Annotated in this window: 11 protein-coding genes and 1 tRNA gene; 3 read left to right on the top strand and 9 right to left on the bottom strand. The window is 65.0% G+C overall.

What is annotated here, in order from left to right; translation table 11 throughout:
• Positions 1-207 precede the first annotated feature (207 nt).
• From HV783_RS16345 to HV783_RS16325, 5 genes are all read right to left on the bottom strand, one after another.
• On the bottom strand, positions 208-441 hold the full coding sequence (locus HV783_RS16345; protein ID WP_175189486.1) for an antitoxin VbhA family protein: 234 nt from the start codon (positions 439-441) through the stop codon (positions 208-210).
• A gap of 603 nt (positions 442-1044) precedes the next feature.
• Positions 1045-3267 carry a DNA/RNA helicase domain-containing protein gene (locus HV783_RS16340; RefSeq protein ID WP_175189485.1) on the bottom strand — a complete coding sequence of 741 codons (2223 nt, stop codon included), beginning with the start codon at positions 3265-3267 and terminating at the stop codon, positions 1045-1047.
• Positions 3264-3584: a nucleotide pyrophosphohydrolase gene (locus HV783_RS16335; RefSeq protein WP_049076465.1), complete on the bottom strand. Its 321-nt coding sequence runs from the start codon at positions 3582-3584 to the stop codon at positions 3264-3266. The genes HV783_RS16340 and HV783_RS16335 overlap by 4 nt, the downstream gene beginning before the upstream one ends.
• A gap of 289 nt (positions 3585-3873) precedes the next feature.
• Positions 3874-3958: transfer RNA gene (locus tag HV783_RS16330), tRNA-Leu, on the bottom strand.
• 118 nt (positions 3959-4076) lie between these two features.
• Entirely contained in the window at positions 4077-5468 is a 1392-nt protein-coding gene (locus tag HV783_RS16325; RefSeq protein ID WP_175189484.1) for a nucleobase:cation symporter-2 family protein, read from the bottom strand.
• A 174-nt stretch (positions 5469-5642) separates the two neighbouring features.
• Between HV783_RS16325 and HV783_RS16320 the strand changes: the two genes are divergently transcribed.
• The 3 genes from HV783_RS16320 to HV783_RS16310 all read left to right on the top strand — a co-directional run bounded on the left by HV783_RS16320 (position 5643) and on the right by HV783_RS16310 (position 10741).
• Complete coding sequence (locus HV783_RS16320) at positions 5643-7028, top strand: DKNYY domain-containing protein (protein WP_254603912.1); 1386 nt, start codon at positions 5643-5645, stop codon at positions 7026-7028.
• A gap of 186 nt (positions 7029-7214) precedes the next feature.
• A complete protein-coding gene (htpG, locus tag HV783_RS16315) occupies positions 7215-9104 on the top strand; it encodes a molecular chaperone HtpG (protein WP_054500553.1) in 1890 nt (629 codons plus the stop codon).
• Positions 9105-9541: 437 nt separating this feature from the next.
• Positions 9542-10741 carry an MFS transporter gene (locus tag HV783_RS16310; RefSeq protein ID WP_175189482.1) on the top strand — a complete coding sequence of 400 codons (1200 nt, stop codon included), beginning with the start codon at positions 9542-9544 and terminating at the stop codon, positions 10739-10741.
• Between the two features lie 33 nt (positions 10742-10774).
• On the opposite strand, the gene HV783_RS16305 is transcribed toward HV783_RS16310, so the two are convergent.
• Genes HV783_RS16305 through HV783_RS16290 form a run of 4 tightly spaced genes read right to left on the bottom strand, consistent with a single transcriptional unit; the run spans position 10775 to position 16567 of the window.
• A complete protein-coding gene (locus HV783_RS16305) occupies positions 10775-12958 on the bottom strand; it encodes a TonB-dependent receptor (RefSeq protein WP_175189481.1) in 2184 nt (727 codons plus the stop codon).
• Positions 12959-13000: 42 nt separating this feature from the next.
• On the bottom strand, positions 13001-14461 hold the full coding sequence (locus HV783_RS16300; protein ID WP_064527565.1) for an ABC transporter permease subunit: 1461 nt from the start codon (positions 14459-14461) through the stop codon (positions 13001-13003).
• Positions 14462-14471: 10 nt separating this feature from the next.
• Positions 14472-15860, bottom strand: a complete 1389-nt coding sequence (locus HV783_RS16295) for an ABC transporter permease subunit (protein ID WP_175189480.1) — start codon at positions 15858-15860, stop codon at positions 14472-14474.
• Entirely contained in the window at positions 15857-16567 is a 711-nt protein-coding gene (locus tag HV783_RS16290; RefSeq protein WP_054500557.1) for an ABC transporter ATP-binding protein, read from the bottom strand. Before HV783_RS16290 ends, HV783_RS16295 begins: the two co-directional genes overlap by 4 nt.
• Between the last annotated feature and the right edge of the window lie 204 nt (positions 16568-16771).

The raw sequence follows: 16771 nt of genomic DNA, 5'->3' as shown, positions 1-16771 counted from the left end.
CTAGCGCGCTCTTGCGCTTGGCCGTCCAGCGTTTGATGTCGTCTTCCATCTTCATGCTCATCGTCAATTCCCTCGATTATGACGTGAGCAGGTTTTCACTGGGTCATTACATATACATACTCTCAACTTAGTTCGCGAGAGGAATCTGTAGTACGAATCCCGGCGACAGCCTATCCTGCACTAGTCCCCAAATCCTAAATTTCTTCGTCATGACGAAGACTTTGGAAGTGCTAATGCGTCAGCGCGCGGCAGGACAAACTCTTGCCGGCTTATCTGACCATCGACGAAACGCTGAGCGTGGGCCTCATCTGCTTCACTGAGCGAGAAGCCTTCTAGCCCGACGGAGGCCCGCGCATAGTTAACTGCCGATTGACGGCGGCTGCGTTCGGAATCCGATATGGTTTTGTGGGGCTGTTGCCCGCATTTACCCTTGCCAGCCATGGTGTCTCCTTGCCACAGGTAACTCGATCTTACAAGAAGTATGGGTAATTTGGTTTAGGTACGCACAGCCACAGAGGTGGCGCGCTGAAATTGTCTTGTTTTACCTGCCATCGACGCCAATATCGGCTGCGTACTAACCGTAGTTTCCAAAGAGGCTTTGCCTCTCTGGACTCTCCACCCTCGCCGGCGGGGGCCTCGGGAGAAGGGGTATCGGGCTCTGGCCTGGCACTCCTGCCCCCCGGGCATAGCGTGGGGGCGCTCCTGCCGCGTCAAGGGGCCATGTCCTCGCCCTGTGGGCTGCGGGCCGCGCCAACCCTTTGATCCGTCATCCGCTTGACAGCACCGCTACTAACGTCGTTTGGCCGGAAGAGGCGTCAGGGGCGGCACCGGAAGTCGCAGCCCGCAGCGCAGCGCAGGGAACGGGTGAGGACTCCGGGCCAGTCCGGAAAGAACGGACGCGAGGGACTGCCGCACAGGTTTGAGGCGAACAGAAAGGCTGCCCGAATCGCTGCGCGTTGCGCTAATTGGGGCGAAAAAAAAGCCTCGCCAGAGGCGAGGCCACCACGTCGGAATACCAATGTCACCGGACAAGAAGTCTGTCCATCAATCGACGGCTCGCCCGCTCGAATCCGACTCACCGATCACTCCCAAAAACTCGCCCACCACCCGGTAGCGATGTTCCTCGTCTTCCCGGTTGAGTTCGATCGGAAGCAAGTCCGGATTGGTGGATCTCGGTTTCAATAAGATCTGCTGATTCTCAGTCCCGTCTTCGGTTCGCACCTTGAAGCTCTGATATTCCTTCACCGTGTATCGCGAACCGGCGTCGCCGTCCTGTGTATCGGCACATTCCACTAGCACGATTTTTCCATTCCGGCTGCCGCCGGGGTTCAAGCGGAACAGGCAGACGGCGCCGTCGGGGATGACCTTGTTCATTGACTCACCGACGACATGGCAAGCAAAAATATTCCTTCCCACGGGCATGTCAGCTGGCACCGCCACCCAGTTTTCATGTTGGACGTGTTGGAGCGCGCTGAAACCGCCAGCCGCCGCTCTCAGGTCATAGAGCGGGACCGCGTTGACGTAAGGTTCCAAGGGCTCGCCGTCAGGTCGCGGGAAAGCGATGACGTTGGATTTGTAGCTGTCCACGTGCCGCTTCAGATAGCGCCTCAAGCTATCGTCGCATGCGTAGAGAAACGTGCCGCGTATGCCGCGCAGCATGATGGTCCGGTAGATGTTCAGTATGTACTGCTTGAGCTCATCCGGATCTTCAATGGTCAGCTTACCGTTCCGGTCATGATAGTTGCGCGGGTCAATGACGATCTGGTCCAGCTCTTCGTCATAGCGAATTTCGTGGCCGAAGATTACGGCGGTGTAGTTCAGATCATAGCCTTGGGTGGTATGAATGCAGCCCACCTCGTCCGCGGCGCCTTTCGCGTTGATCCAATCCACAGTGGTGCTGTTCCACCGCAGCCGCACGTCACCGATCTCGATGTCATGTTGGTAGGGGGGCTTTCTGGAAACCCAGGGCCAGGAGAAACCGGCCACGAGCCGGGCCAAACCGTAGCTGGCGTCTCTTTGTCCTATCTCCTTCACCATGTCGGAGAGTTCGTCAAAAACCAGAAACTCATATTTGTTGGAGCTGAACTTCTCGTCAGCCGGAAGCCGCATGTGCAGGAGATCATCAACGAACCGCACGTAGTGCTGCCCGGCGCGTACACGGAACTGGGACGCCAGTGTTATGACCGTGCTGTTCGGCGAAGATTTGATCTCCTCGAAGTCGGCTGCATCGGCATCGGATGGCTTGATGCTCTGGCCTGGGTCGTAGAAAAAGACGGCTTTGTCTGACTGGCGCGTCACCCAGTCCACCTCACTGCATGTATTCTTGTCCAGTCCAAGCACGGCGCAGGCCGCGTCGAAGCTCCCGAAGTAGGCTCCCAGGTTTACGCGCTTGCGCAAGCGATGCGACTCGTCCACCAGGACAATGTCATAGCGCCGCTTTGTCAGCTCGGAAGGACTGATCACCATATCGGCATGTAGGCCCGAAACGTTCCGGAACGCCTTCTTGAGCGTGCTCCTGAAGGAGCTCATGGGGACCACCAGGGCCATGCGCGGCTGTGGAATCGACTGCTTGATTTGCCGCAGCAGGTCTCGGACTTCCTTCTCTTCATCGGAAAATTCGCGCAGATCCAGTTCATCAAGGTCGGACTGAATGAGCTTGAATAAGAATATCGCCAATACCGATTTTCCGGTTCCGGCGCCTCCCTGGACCACGACGTGTCTTAGCCGGGGATCAACCAGCGAGCGCATTATCTCGATCAGGCCTTGTTGTTGGTCGGCAGACAGAGATTTGTACGGCGAGTATTTAAAAACGTCGGAATTGTCGATGGCCTCGATCGACCGTTGAGCGATTCCGTGCTGACGCAGCCTGTCCCAGGTCTTCCGAAATATCCTGGAATAGAGTTCGTCCCTTTGATAGTAGTTGTGGTCGCTCAGCCCCAGGTTGCCGTTCAACATGCTGAATCGGCCATCGGCTGACATGTACTTTATGAGGGAAGACTCTATATCGAGAGTCGCTGACTTGTTGAAGCGTTCACTGCTGACGAGGTGTACCGTCGTCAATGATCGCTTCTGAGGGTGTTTGAGATGCGTACCCAGGCGAGCCAGCGTGTCTGTCGTCTCGCCGACGTAGGCGCAACGTGTCTTTCCATCGCTGAGGATATAAACAAGCGGCCAATTGTTCGCTGCGTATGCGTTGGTCTCGATTTCGGTCAGCGTTTCTACGGAGAACCGGTAACGGTTCACTTCGACAAGATGGGGCTGGGTCATAGCTCGTTGTATTTTTTCGCGGTTCCCTTTGCTTTCTGTACGGGGTACTTAAGTTCGTTCTTTTCGATCTTCTCCAGAACGATTTTCTTGATGTCGAAGTTGTACGTATCGGACAGCAGCAGCGCGTAAGCCAAGACATCGGCCAGCTCTTCTTTCACCCTTTCGCGATCAGCGGCTTCAGGAGGTTTCCATAGGAAAACCTCCAGCAGTTCGCTTGCCTCGATGCTGAGGGCCAAGGCCAGGTCTTTAGGGTTGTGGAATTGTTGCCAGTTTCGCTCATCACGAAACTGGCGTAGCCGCTGAATGACTTCTTCCATTTCCTGTCTTTGCGGATGTGATGTTGTTGGAATGCATGATAGACCGCTTGGCCTCTAGTTGCACTTTTGGAGTTTTTTGCGGGGGAAGGGCAGATGCGTCACGAGGGGAGGCCCCCTGTCCGCTTTTGGGGAGCAGCGACGTCGTTGTGTCGGGGGGTAAATCTTGCCGGGACGCCTATGCTTCGCCGTCGCGGAAGCGGCATCCGGGTTTATCGATCGGGAGATTCCCTGATATCAGGGGAAGTGAAGAATCACACCCGATGCTTGCAAACACCGGCGATTCTAAAGATGGTGCCCGGGGCCGGAATCGAACCGGCACGCCTTGCGGCGGGGGATTTTGAGTCCCCTGCGTCTACCAATTTCACCACCCGGGCAGGCTGGTCGCGGAGCCGTCCAGGCGACGGTCGCGGGTAAAGCGAAGATCGCGATTATATGCGGTCTGGGAAAAATTGTCAGGCCAGGGGCCGGCGCGGGGCGCGCCGGCCTGCGTGTTTACTTCTTTTCCGGCAGGAACCAGTTCATGACCAGCGCGCAGATGCCGCCGGTGGCAACACCCGATTCCAGCACGTTTTTCACGGCGTGCGGCAGGTGTGACAGGATCTCGGGCACCTGCGACACGCCCAGGCCCAGGGCCAGCGACACGGCGATGATCAGCAGGGCGCGGCGGTCCAGGTGGATGCCGGCCAGGATGTTGATGCCCGAGGCGGCCACGGCGCCAAACATGACCATGGCGGCGCCGCCCAGCACGGGTTCGGGCACGGCCTGCAGCACGCCGGCGACGGCGGGGAACAGGCCCAGCAGGATCAGCATGCCGGCGATCCACACGCCGACGTGGCGGCTGGCGATGCCGGTCAGTTGGATGACGCCGTTGTTCTGGGCGAAGACCGAACTGGGGAAGGTGTTGAAAATGCCCGCCAGCAGCGAGTTGGCGCCGTTGACCAGCACGCCGCCCTTGATGCGCTGCATCCATAGCGGGCCTTCGACCGGCTGCTTGGAGACCTTGCTGGTGGCGGTGACGTCGCCGATGGCTTCGAGCGAGGTGACCAGGTAGATGATCAGCATCGGCACGAACAGCGCCCACGAGAAGCCCAGGCCGAAGTGCAGCGGCATCGGCACCTGGAACAGGGCGGCTTCGCGCGCGCCGGTGAAGTCCAGGCGGCCCATGTAGGCGGCGGCGATGTAGCCCACCGCCAGCGCCAGCACCAGCGCGGTGCTGCGGATCCACACCACCGGCACGCGGTTCAGCAGGATGATGGTGCCCAGTACCAGGCCCGACAGCGTCAGGTTCTCGGCGCTGGCAAAGGTGCCGTTGGCCATGGCGCCGTAGCCGCCGCCCATGCTGATGAGGCCGACCTTGATCAGCGTCAGGCCGATCAGCAGCACGACGATGCCGGTGACCAGCGGGGTGATGAGGCGCTTGACGAAGGGCAGGATGCGGCTGATGCCCATTTCGACGAAGGAGCCGGCGATGACGACGCCGAAGATCGCGGCCATCACGGCCTCGACCGGCGTGCCCTGCTTGACCATGACCGAGCCGCCGGCGATCAGCGGGCCGACGAAGTTGAAGCTGGTGCCTTGCACGATCAAGAGGCCCGCGCCCAGCGGACCGAAGCGCTTGCACTGCAGGTAGGTGGCGATGCCGGAGATGACCAGCGACATGGACACGATCAGGGTGGTGTCGCGGCTGCTCACGCCCAGGGCCTGGCAGATCAGCAGGCCGGGGGTGACGATGGGGACCAGGATGGCCAGCAGGTGCTGCAGGGCGGCGACGAAGGCGACGGGGGCGGCGGGACGGTCGTCGGGGCCGTAGACCAGGTCGTGGCGGGGTTCGGCGTCGTCGGACGCGCCGTGGGAGGCAGGTTGGGTCAGGGAGGCGGGTTGCATGGCAGGGAGCCGGCCGGGGAGGGGGTAGGGGAGGAAAGTGCGGCATTTTAGCGGGGAAGGCCCTCGGGCGCAGCGCGTCTGCCCGGGGCGGCGGCAGGGGGCTTGATAGAATTCTGATCCGCCAACCAGGGGCCGCCGGCCCGGGAATCGATGCACAAGCGCACCCGAGGGATCGTGATCGTCCTGGTCTTGTTGACGGCCATCCTGCCGATGCTGCTGCTGGTCTGGCTGATCGATGACAGTGGCGACGATTTCGCGGCGATCGACCATGGCGAGTCCTACGGCAGCAGCATCTACAAGCGCTACCAGGGCGAGGTCTACGCGGCCGTGCCCAGCAACGGCTATTACCGGATGCGCGAGGCGGACCCGGCGGGTTTCGAGACCTTCGACACGGGCCGCTACGACGGCCGGCAGGCGGCGCGTGACGGCCGCCACGTGTATTGCGGCAACCTGGTGCTGCCGGGCATGCGGCCCGCATCGACGCGCTACCTGGGCAACAGCTATTTCAGCGACGGCTCGGCCACCTACTTTTGCGACTTCGCCTCCGAGCGCAATCTCGAACTGGGCCGGCTGGATGAACTCTGGCAGCGGATCCTGTACCGCGCCGGCAAGGGCGACAAGCCGCAGACCTACCTGTATCCGTTCCTGGCCCTGCCGGCCAGCGCGCAAGCCTACCGGCCGCTGCTCGATCGCCAGTTGGCCACCGACGGCGCCCGCGTGTTTTACGAAGGCCGCGCAATGCCGCAGGCGGATCCGGCGCGGTTGCGTCGCATCGCCGCGATCCAGCGCGGCGAGACGCGGCCAGGCAATGACTTCTTTGCCGATGGCCGCCGGGTCTATTACCGCGAGACGCTGCTGCCGCTGTCGGACGATCCGGCGCTCTACACCTTCATGGTCGGCAATCTCCATAACCAGCCCTATCTGTTCGATCGGCGCGACGGCATGGTGTACCTGGGCGCGCGGGCCTTCGACCCGGCGCATGCGCCATACCGGTTGCTGGACGAGGCCGGCGGCCATGTGCTCCATGCGCTGTTCGCCAGCAAGGACGGCGTCTATTTCTACAACAGCGAAAAGCGCGCGGTGGAGCGGGCCGGTGACGATCCGTTCGCGGCGGGCGGCTTCACGGCGCTGTCGCCCTACGTGTTCCGGGACGGCCACCAGGTGCTGTTCTTCCAGAGCAAGGAAGTCTGGAACCGCTCGCGCGGGGGCGGCGGCCTGCTGTCCAGGTCCACCCTGATCCTGCGGCTCAAGGATGCGCCCACGGGGCCATGGGCCAAGCTGGGCGACGTCTATCACGGCTACGGTTCGGTCTGGCGCAATGGTGACGCGCTCTATTACCTGGACGAACTGGGGGCGACCCAACTGATCCACAGCCCGATCTATCGCATCCTGGATCCGGCCACGGCGGATTTCCTGCTGCGCTCCCAGGAGACCCGGCAGATCAAGGCGGATGACATCCGCAAGCTGGTGCGCAGCGGCAAGCTGGCGGCGCCCGAATCCGACGCGGTGCTGGAGGCCAAGACGCGTTATCGCAGCGGCATCTGGTCCCTTTTTGATTGAGGCCGGGCCCGCTGTCAGGGGCTGCTTGCGCGCGCCAGCCGGGAACCGGGATGGCCGCCCCATTCCCCGGCCTTGAAATATTTCAGATGGCCCCCATCACAACAGGGTTTCCCGGAAAACGCCTGGGCCATGTGCCCCGCGATCCGGCTTCCTTTTGTCCCTAATTTTCCGACTTTTCATACAACGATGAGCCAAACCGCCACGTCCGAAACCCTGGGATTCCAGGCCGAGGTGAAGCAACTGCTGCACCTGATGATCCATTCGCTGTACAGCAACAAGGAAATCTTCCTGCGCGAGCTGGTGTCGAACGCATCCGACGCCTGCGACAAGCTGCGCTTCGAGGCCATCGACAACCCGGCGCTGCTGGAAGGCGATGGCGAGCTGGCCATCACCGTCAGCTATGACAAGGAAGCGCGCACGATCACCATCTCCGACAACGGCATCGGCCTGTCGCGCGAAGAGGCCGTGGCCAACCTGGGCACCATCGCCCGTTCGGGCACGCGCGAGTTCTTCTCGCAACTGACCGGCGACAAGCAGAAGGATGCGCAACTGATCGGCCAGTTCGGCGTGGGCTTCTATTCCTCGTTCATCGTGGCCGACAAGGTCACGGTGGTCAGCCGCCGCGCCGGCGCCACCGACGCGATCCGCTGGGAATCCGACGGCCAGGGCGAGTTCACCATCGCCGCCGCGGACAAGGCCACGCGCGGCACCGACGTCACGCTGCACCTGCGCGCCGACGAAGACGAGCTGCTCAACGGCTGGAAGCTGCGCGAGATCCTGCGCCGCTACTCCGACCACATCTCGCTGCCGATCCGCATGGCCAAGGAAGAGTGGGATTCGGAAAAGGGCGAACAGGTCAAGAAGGACGAACTCGAAACGGTCAACCAGGCCAACGCGCTGTGGGCCCGCAACAAGGCGGATGTGACCGAGGAACAGTACCGCGAGTTCTACAAGACGGTGTCGCACGACTACGACGACCCGCTCGCCTGGACCCACAACCGCGTCGAAGGCCGCAGCGAATACACCCAGTTGCTGTACGTGCCCAAGCATGCGCCGATGGACCTGTGGGACCGCGACGGCCGCCGCGGCGTCAAGCTGTACGTCAAGCGTGTCTTCATCATGGACGACGCCGACCAGCTTCTGCCGTCGTACCTGCGCTTCGTGCGCGGCGTGATCGACTCGGCCGACCTGCCGCTGAACGTGTCGCGCGAGATCCTGCAGGAAAGCCGCGACGTGCGCGCCATCCGCGAAGGCTCGGCCAAGCGCATCCTGTCGCTGCTGGAAGACCTGGCGGAGAACAAGCCGGAAGACTACGCCACGTTCTGGTCGGAATTCGGCCAGGTGCTCAAGGAAGGCGCGGGCGAAGACCACGCCAACCTGGAACGCATCGCCAAGCTGATGCGTTTTGCCTCGACGCACACCGGCGATCAGGCCCAGACCGTGTCGTTCGCCGACTACGTGGGCCGCATGAAGGAAGGCCAGGACAAGATCTACTACGTCACGGCCGACACCTTCGCCGCCGCCAGCAACAGCCCGCACCTGGAGATCTTCCGCAAGAAGGGCATCGAGGTGCTGCTGCTTTCCGACCGCGTCGACGAATGGATGCTGTCGTACCTGCGTGAGTTCGACGGCAAATCGCTGGTCTCCGTGGCCAAGGGCGGCCTGGATCTGGCCGAGCTGGCCGACGAGGAAGAAAAGAAGCACCAGGCCGAAGTGGCCGAGGACTTCAAGCCGCTGGTCGAGCGCCTGCAGAAGACCCTGGAAGACCAGGTCAAGGAAGTGCGCGTGACGCTGCGCCTGGTGGATTCGCCGGCGTGCGTGGTGGTGGGCCAGAACGAACTCAGCCCGCACCTGTTGCGCATGCTGAAGGCCGCCGGCCAGGAAGCGCCCAACGTCAAGCCGGTGCTGGAGATCAACCCGGAACACCCGCTGCTGGCCCGCATCCGCGCCGCCGACGACGGCGAGTTCGACCAGTGGGCCCGCCTGCTGCTCGACCAGGCCCTGCTGGCCGAAGGCGCGCAGATCGCCGACCCGGCGGCGTTTGTGAAGCGGCTGAATGCGTTGCTGCTGAAGTAAGCGGCGGTACGAAGGCAGGAAAAGGGCGCCCGCGAGGGCGCCCTTTTTCATTGGCGAGCGGCGGTTGGGGCCGGACGACCTCGTTGGGGATGGAATCGTGCAACCGGTCCCTGTTGTCCTCGACGCATATTCCCGCTCGGTAATTTCTTGATGAACAACGCGATTTCCGTGGAAAAAATTACCGAGCGGGAATTTTTCTTGTGCAATCCGCGCGCGTAAAACGTTTGGCGTTGACGGGCCGAGCGCGTTCCTCTCTCGAACCCCCCCACGTCATTCATGACTCCAAGTCAAAAGTCTTTCCCCGTTTAGTCGCTTTTTCCGTAAGGGTATACCCGTCATACTGGCCGCCTGTCTTCCGATCAGACCCGCCCCATGCGCCGGCCGTTGCCGCGACGCCGCTGGATTCCCTGGTCGGCGCATCCAACCAAGGAACCCGTATGTCCACCCATGAAACCCCGCCGGTGAAAGCCGGCCTGCCCTTGCTGGCATTGGCCGTCGGCGCCTTCGGCATCGGCGTCACCGAATTCTCGCCCATGGGCCTGCTGCCCGTGATCGCCGACGGCGTGGGGGTATCCATCCCCAGCGCCGGCATGCTGATCAGCGCGTATGCGATCGGCGTGATGGTCGGCGCGCCGCTGATGACGCTGGCGCTGTCGCGCTGGTCGCGCCGCAAGGCGTTGATCGTGCTGATGGCGATCTTCACGCTCGGCAACCTGTTGTCGGCGCTGTCGCCCAACTACACCACGCTGCTGCTGGCGCGCCTGGTGACCAGCCTGAACCATGGCGCCTTCTTCGGCCTGGGCTCGCTGGTAGCCGCCAGCGTGGTGCCGCGCCACAAGCAGGCCAGCGCGGTGGCAACCATGTTCCTGGGGCTGACCATCGCCAACGTCGGCGGCGTGCCGGCGGCGACCTGGCTGGGCCAGATGATCGGCTGGCGCATGTCGTTCGCCGCGACCTCGGTGCTCGGCCTGGTGGCGATGCTGTCACTGTGGTTCGCGCTGCCGGCGGGCGAAGCCGGGCGGCGTCCGGACATCCGTCACGAACTGGCGGTGCTCAAGACTCCGGTGGTGCTGGTGGCGCTGTTGACCACGGTGCTGGGCGCGGGCGCGATGTTCACGCTGTACACCTACGTGGCGCCGACGCTGGCCGAACTGACCGGCGCGTCGCCCCACTTCGTGACCGCGATGCTGGTGCTGATCGGCATCGGCTTCACCGTCGGCAACACCGCCGGCGGCCGCTTCGCTGACCGCTCGCTGGATGGCAGCCTGATCGCCTTCCTGGTGCTGGTGATCGCCGATCTGCTGGCGTTCCCGTGGCTGGCGCAGACCCCGGTGGGCGCCGCGATCGGCCTGTTGATCTTCGGCTTCGGCACCTTTGCCGTGGTGCCGCCCCTGCAGATGCGGGTGATGCGCGCCGCCACCGATGCACCCGGCCTGGCTTCGTCGGTGAACGTGGGTGCGTTCAATCTGGGCAATGCGGTGGGCGCCGCGGCCGGCGGCGGCGTGATCTCGGCCGGGATGGGGTATGCCGCGGTGCCGATTGCCGGCGCAATCATCGCGGCGGCGGGCCTTGTGCTGGTGCTGTGGCAGCGCGCCGCCAACCAGCGCCAGCGCAAGCTGGCGGTGCAGGGCTGCTGAGCGTGAAGCGGGGCGACATCGCGATTCGTCCCGTCAGAACTCGAACGTCGCGCCCAGCTCGTACGTGCGGCCTGGCGCCAGCAACACCTGGCTGGTGGCCCGGCCGCCGTAGTAGGCGTACAGCTTGTCGGTCAGGTTGCGCACGCGGAAGGTGATCAGCGCCGGCCGCAGGCGGTAGCTGACCGCCGCATCCACGGTGGTGTGGCCGTTGATGCGGATCTGGTTGGCGTTGTCGGTGTAGATCTTGCCGGTGTGGTTCAGGCCGACGAAGAAGTTCATCGGCAGTTCCTTGAGCCGGTAGTTGGCGTACAGGTTGGCGACGCGCTCGGGCACATTGGGCGGGGTATTGCCCACGCGCGAGGTGCCGTCGGCCTCGGTCAGCGAATCGAAGCGCGCGTTCAGCGCCGCGATGTTGCCGGAGAGGGTCAGTTGCGGCGTGACGCGCCAGTCCGCCGACAGCTCCACGCCGCGCGACGATTGGCGGCCGTTGTTGACCGTCACGCGCGGGTCGTTGGCGTCGCGCGTCAACACGTTCTCCAGCTTGATGTGATAGACCGCCGCGGTCCATTCCACGTCGCCCAGGCTCTGCTTGAAACCGGCCTCCCATTGCTCGCCCTTGGCCAGCGGGAACGAAGCATTGGACTGCGACAGCAGGAACAGGGAGCCGACCGGGATGGTGGCATTGGTGTACTGCGCGTAGACCGAGGACGATGGCGTTACGTCGTATACCGTGCCCAGGCGCATGGAGTTGGCGCTGTAGCGGGTGCCGAAGGCGGTGTGCGTGCCGGCGTTCAGGTCGGTGATGCTGCGCTCGACGCGGATGCGGTCGTAGCGGTAGCCGCCGACCACGGTCCAGCGGTCGGTCAGCTTGAGGGAGTCCTCCAGGAACAGCGCGGCGCCACGCACGTCGGTGGTGAAATCGGTGCGGTTGCCTGGGCCGCTCATCAGCGCGGGGTCGTCGTTGAAATAGCCCACGTCCGGATTCCACAGCGAGACGCGCAAGGCATCGCCGGTGCTGGCAGATCGGTTCGAGAAGCGCCGTTCGCTGTCCAGGCTGGTCTTGCTGAGTTCCCCGCCGATCACGAACTTGTTCGACAGGCCACCGAGGGTGCCGTTGTGGGTCGCGTCGAAGCGGTCGATCAGGTAGCGCTGGTGGTGCGTGATGATGGTCTGGTCGCGGTCGATCGAGCCAGGGGCGCTGAAGGTGGCCGATTCCGAGTTCTTCCACAGGCGGTCGACCTTGTTCATCGCCAGCTCATTGCGCAGCGTCCACGACGGCGTCAGTTGGTGCGTGACCCGCGCCCGCACCCAGTAGGCCTCGGCCTCGTTGCGATCGTCGAGCACGTTGTAGTTCTTGCCAGCCAGCGCGCGGTCCAGGACGCGGCCGTCGGGCGTGCTGACCACGCCGGTGGGGTCCTTGGCCAGGCTGCGCGGGATCAGCGGCGTGCCCCAATAGGCGTGGCCGGTGTCGCGCGAGTAGTCGAATGACAGGTCCAGGCGGGTGGCGGGCGCGACGTCAAAGGCCACGCCGGTGGTCAGGTGGTCCAGCTTGTTGCTGTTGCGCGCGATGGTGCCAACGCGGCTGTCGTTGTGGCTGTAGTCGATGCGATAGGCGCCGGTCTCGCCGAAATTGTCGCCCAGGCCGATGCCGGTGCGCGTGCTGCCATAGCTGCCATACGAGAACATCGCTTCGCGCGAGGGGTTGTCGCGGTCCGGTCGCTTGGTCTGGAAATTGACGATGCCGCCAATGGCGCTGTCGCCTTGCAGCACCGAGGCCGGGCCCTTCAGGACCTCGATGCGCTCGTAGTTCCAGGTGTCCTCGACCCGGTTGGTCGAACCGGCGCCCGACATGCGCAGGCCGTCGTACAGATACAGGATGTCGGTGAAACCGCGCGAGGACAGCGTGGTGGGCGAGGACGGCGGGCCGCCGCCGGCCAGGCCGGTGGCGCCGCGCAGGGCTTCGCTGAGGGTGGCGGCGCCGCGTTCGCGCATGGCTTGCTGCGACACGATCTCGACCGATGCCGGCGTTTCGCGCACGGTCAGGCCCAGACGCGAGGCGCTGCTGCTGCGGCTGTCCAGGTGCAGGCTGTCCGCGTCGCTGGCGGCCTCGACGCGGATGCTGGGCAGTTCGGCCTCGCGCGCCTGGGCCTCCTGGGCCTGGACGTTGGGCACGGCGGTGCAAGCCGCGAGCGCGGCGGTGGATACGACTCTTCTCATGACGCTTTCCCGAAACTCGATGGGGGGTGAAAAACCTGTCTGTCAGACCACGCGATAGCGGCGCAGGCGCCAGCCAGCCAGCGCCAGCAGCAGCGCGGCGGGCGCCAGCAGTTGCAGCAGCGCGCGCAGGGCACGGCCGCGGACGGCGGCGGGGTCCTCTTCCTGCCACTGGAAGACCGGCATGCCGGGGAAGTCCTCGGGCGTGATGGCGCGGCTGGCCTCGATGCGGGGCAGGAAGAAATCCTTCCAGGCCCGGTGATAGGCATCGATCTGGCGCATGAAGTGCGCGTGGCGGCGCTGCCCGGTGCCGGCCAGCGCAGTGATGCCTTCATAGGCCACCGCCGCCGGCGACAGCACGCTGTACCGGGCGACCAGCGCCTGCTGGCGCGCCATCTGCGCGTCGAAGCGATCCAGCTCGGGCTGCATCGCCGCGTCCACCTGGCGTTCGACCCGCGCATGGCCCAGCGGGCGGCCAGTGATTTCCAGGTGGCCGTCGCGCGGGATCAGGGCGTCGGGTCTATCCATGTGCCCATAGTCGGTCGACAGCAGGGCGGCGTTGTCGCGCATGGCCAGCGCCGTCGCCACGCGGGTGCGCGTGGCCAGCTCGGCGCGCGACGGCGCCGGACTGGCATAGGCCGCCACCAGGTTCAGGATCACCGGCACCACCAGCACCAGCAGGACCCAGCCGACCATCAGGATCATGGCGTTGGCGGCCGAGGACTTGCCGAAGGCATTGACCGCCACCACGGCCGCGAACCAGAACAGCGCGTAGGCGCCCACCAGCAGCGCCCACCACAGCGTGGCGCTGGCGGCCTGCAAGGCCTGCGGGCGGGCGATCAGCAGCGCCACCACCGGCAGCAGGACGGCCGCGCCCAGCAGTACCGCCGCGCGCAGGACAATCTTGCCGCTGACCAGCGTCAGCAGCGACAGCGGCTGCGACAGCAGCAGGCGCAGCGTGCCGTCCTCTTTCTCGCCGGACAGCAGGTTGTGGCCGAGCGCGAAGATCAGCAGCGGCAGCAGGTAGACCACCACGAACGCCAGGTCGAAGTGCCCGCTGAGCAGGTGCCAGGGGTTCTCGATGTCGTTGTTGTGGATGAAGTTGACCTTGCTGTCGTAGGTCACCTTGAACTGCGAAGGGAACAGGTCGGTCTGGCCCAGCGCCACGGGTGCGAGCGGCACGCTGGGCATGATGGCGTAGTGCGCGCCCAGGCCCCCGCCCATGTTGGCGGGACTGGCCGGGTTGCCGAATGGCGTGGGGGTTTCGCTGCCGTCCATGATGCGCTGTAGCTGCGCAAGCTGGCCGGCGCGGTTCTGCGCATCGGCGCGCGCCAGCGCGGCCTGGGCCTCGTCGCGCAGCGAGGTCTGCAGCAGGCCGTTGAAGACGGCATAGCCCACCAGCAGCAGGAACAGCAGGCCGCACAGCCACAACGCGCGCTCGCGCGTCAGCAGGCGGAGTTCGTGCCGCAGGACCATCCCGAAGCGGCGAAATTGCGTATCGTGCACCAGGGGTCTCCTACAGGGCGGTCTGGCGGGCCACGGCGCGCCAGGCAAAAAGCAGGCTCAGCAGCAGCGCGGCGCCCAGCATCAGCAGGCTCAGGCGCGCGTGGTGCAACGCCCAGCCGGCGGCGGGCGGCTGGTACTTGAAGGGCGGCACCCGCGCCCACAGCGAGGGGCTGGCCTGATACGAGAAATGCAGGTGTTCCTGCGTGTCGGCGTGCGCCACCAGATCGGCGCTGACGATGTCCTGGATCACGCGGCGCTGCCGTTCGGCGGCGGTGGTGAAATCGCGATGGTGGGCGAAGTCGGTGCCGGCCATGGCGGCCGACAGCGCGCGCACGGCCAGCAGCGGCATCAGCCAGCCGGCCGATTCCTGCACGGTCTGCTGCCGTTCCCAGGTGTCCCACAGGCGGCCGAAGTGGCGGTCGTAGACGGCGTAGCTGGACTGGTCGTCGAGCTTGAGCGCCAGGCCCCACTTGTTCAGCGGCACGTCGCGGCTCCAGCGCTCGGTGGTGCCGAAGGCCTGCATCCAGACGCGGTCCGAGGTGGCCTTGAGGTCGTCCTGCAAGGCCTGGTTGAATTCGAGACGGGTCGGGCTGGGATAGAGGCCGCGCGACAGTTCGGCCATGACGCGCGGCGCGATCACCGTATTGGCGATCCAAAGCGCCAGCAGCACCGTGATCGCCACGCGTGACGAGCGCGCCGCCGCCGACACGCCCAGCGTGACAAAGATGAAGATGGCCAGGTACACCGTGTAGCCGCCCGCCAGCACGGCGAAGCGCCACAGCGCGTCGGCGCGCCCGCCGGCCAGCCACACCGCCACGACGGCCGCCAGCGCGGCCGGCACCAGCAGCAGGCCGAGGCTCATGGCCAGGGCGGTGGCCTTGCCCCACAGCAGGCGCCACGGGGCGATGCCCAGGCTCAGCGTCTGGCGCAGGATGCCTTGCTCGCGCTCGCCGGAAAACGCGTTGAAGCCCAGCACGATCACCAGCAGCGGTCCCAGCGCCTGCAGGATCCGGGCGGCCGACAGGTCGCCAAACCGCTGCAGCCCGGTGGCGTCCTGCGCCGGGCGGAACTTGACCTCGCTCTGGCGGTGCGCCTGCAGCCACACGGTGCTGCCGATGTACGGATTGATGCCGGGATCCAGCAGCGCCAGCGTGGTGTCGGGCTTGAAGACGTGCATGCCCTGGTGGGCGGCATCGTGCGGATGGCGCGCGCCCTGGCGCAGCCAATCGCCGTAGTCGGTGTTCTGGGCCGCGGCCTGCTCGGCGCGCGCTTCCTGCTGGTGCAGGTAGCCCACCGACAGCGCGGTCAGCAGCAGCACCGCGACGATGCCGCCAGCCCAGTACAGGCGCCCGTCGCGCAGGCGTTCGCGCAGGTCCTTGAGGGCAATCAGCAGAATCATGCGCCGGTCCTCATGTGCGCCAGGTACAGCGCCTGCAGGTCGGTGTCGTCGATCTGCCGGCTGTCCAGGCTTTCGACCAGCCGGCCGCGCTTCATGATGCCGACGCGGGTGGCGGTCTGGCGGGCGTGGAACAGGTCGTGGGTGGTGGCGAGGATCGCCACGCCACGTTCGCTCGCGCGTTGCAGCAGGCGGGTGAATTCCGCGGCGGCGGACGGGTCCAGGCCGGAGGTGGGCTCGTCCAGCAGCAGCGCGCGCGCGTCCTTGGCCAGCGCCACGGCGATCCAGACCTTCTGACGCATGCCCTTGGAATAGGCGGCGACGCGCTTGTCGGCCGCGGCCGGGTCGAGGCCGACCTCGGCCAGCAGTTCCAGCAGGCGCGTGCGCGGCGGCGCCTCGCCCAGCGCCAGCGCGGCGAAGTAGCGCAGGTTCTCCAGCCCGCTGAGCGTGCCGTACAGGTTCACCTGCTCGGGGATGTAGGCCACGTGGCGCTTGCTGGCCAGCGGTTCGCGCGCCACGTCCAGGCCGTGGATCAGGGCCTGGCCGCCGTCGGGCGCGATGAAGTTCAGGAACAGGTTGATGGTGGTGGTCTTGCCGGCGCCGTTGGCGCCCAGCAGGCAATAGATTTCGCCCGGCTCGATGCGCAGATCCAGCGGGTGGAGCGCGATCTGGTCGCCGTAGCGTTTGGTCAGGCCGATGGCTTCGAGCACTGCGAGTCCTTCTTCGTCGGAAGATGCGGGGGGAACAAGGGGAGGGGTGGGGCGGACCGGTCGGGTGACTTGGCGGTCGAGTTGGGAACGGCTATCAATAGATATGATATAACATAACGTGATTATACTGCCATACCTCGCGCGGAACTTCGCTCGAATCGACGACACAAAGCAGAAGGGCGCCCACGTGGGCGCCCTTCGTTG

Source organism: Achromobacter dolens (genome assembly GCF_902859745.1).
Classification (GTDB): Bacteria; Pseudomonadota; Gammaproteobacteria; order Burkholderiales; family Burkholderiaceae_B; genus Achromobacter; species Achromobacter dolens.
This window is presented reverse-complemented; position numbering and strand designations above follow the sequence as displayed.

What these genes read in the sequence shown, in the direction of transcription:
- HV783_RS16335 (WP_049076465.1), bottom strand. Translation starts at nt 3,584, where the DNA reads ATGGAAGAAGTCATTCAGCGGCTACGCCAGTTTCGTGATGAGCGAAAC.
- HV783_RS16340 (WP_175189485.1), bottom strand. Translation starts at nt 3,267, where the DNA reads ATGACCCAGCCCCATCTTGTCGAAGTGAACCGTTACCGGTTCTCCGTA.
- HV783_RS16310 (WP_175189482.1), top strand. Translation starts at nt 9,542, where the DNA reads ATGTCCACCCATGAAACCCCGCCGGTGAAAGCCGGCCTGCCCTTGCTG.
- HV783_RS16295 (WP_175189480.1), bottom strand. Translation starts at nt 15,860, where the DNA reads ATGATTCTGCTGATTGCCCTCAAGGACCTGCGCGAACGCCTGCGCGAC.
- HV783_RS16305 (WP_175189481.1), bottom strand. Translation starts at nt 12,958, where the DNA reads ATGAGAAGAGTCGTATCCACCGCCGCGCTCGCGGCTTGCACCGCCGTG.
- htpG (WP_054500553.1), top strand. Translation starts at nt 7,215, where the DNA reads ATGAGCCAAACCGCCACGTCCGAAACCCTGGGATTCCAGGCCGAGGTG.
- HV783_RS16325 (WP_175189484.1), bottom strand. Translation starts at nt 5,468, where the DNA reads ATGCAACCCGCCTCCCTGACCCAACCTGCCTCCCACGGCGCGTCCGAC.
- HV783_RS16345 (WP_175189486.1), bottom strand. Translation starts at nt 441, where the DNA reads ATGGCTGGCAAGGGTAAATGCGGGCAACAGCCCCACAAAACCATATCG.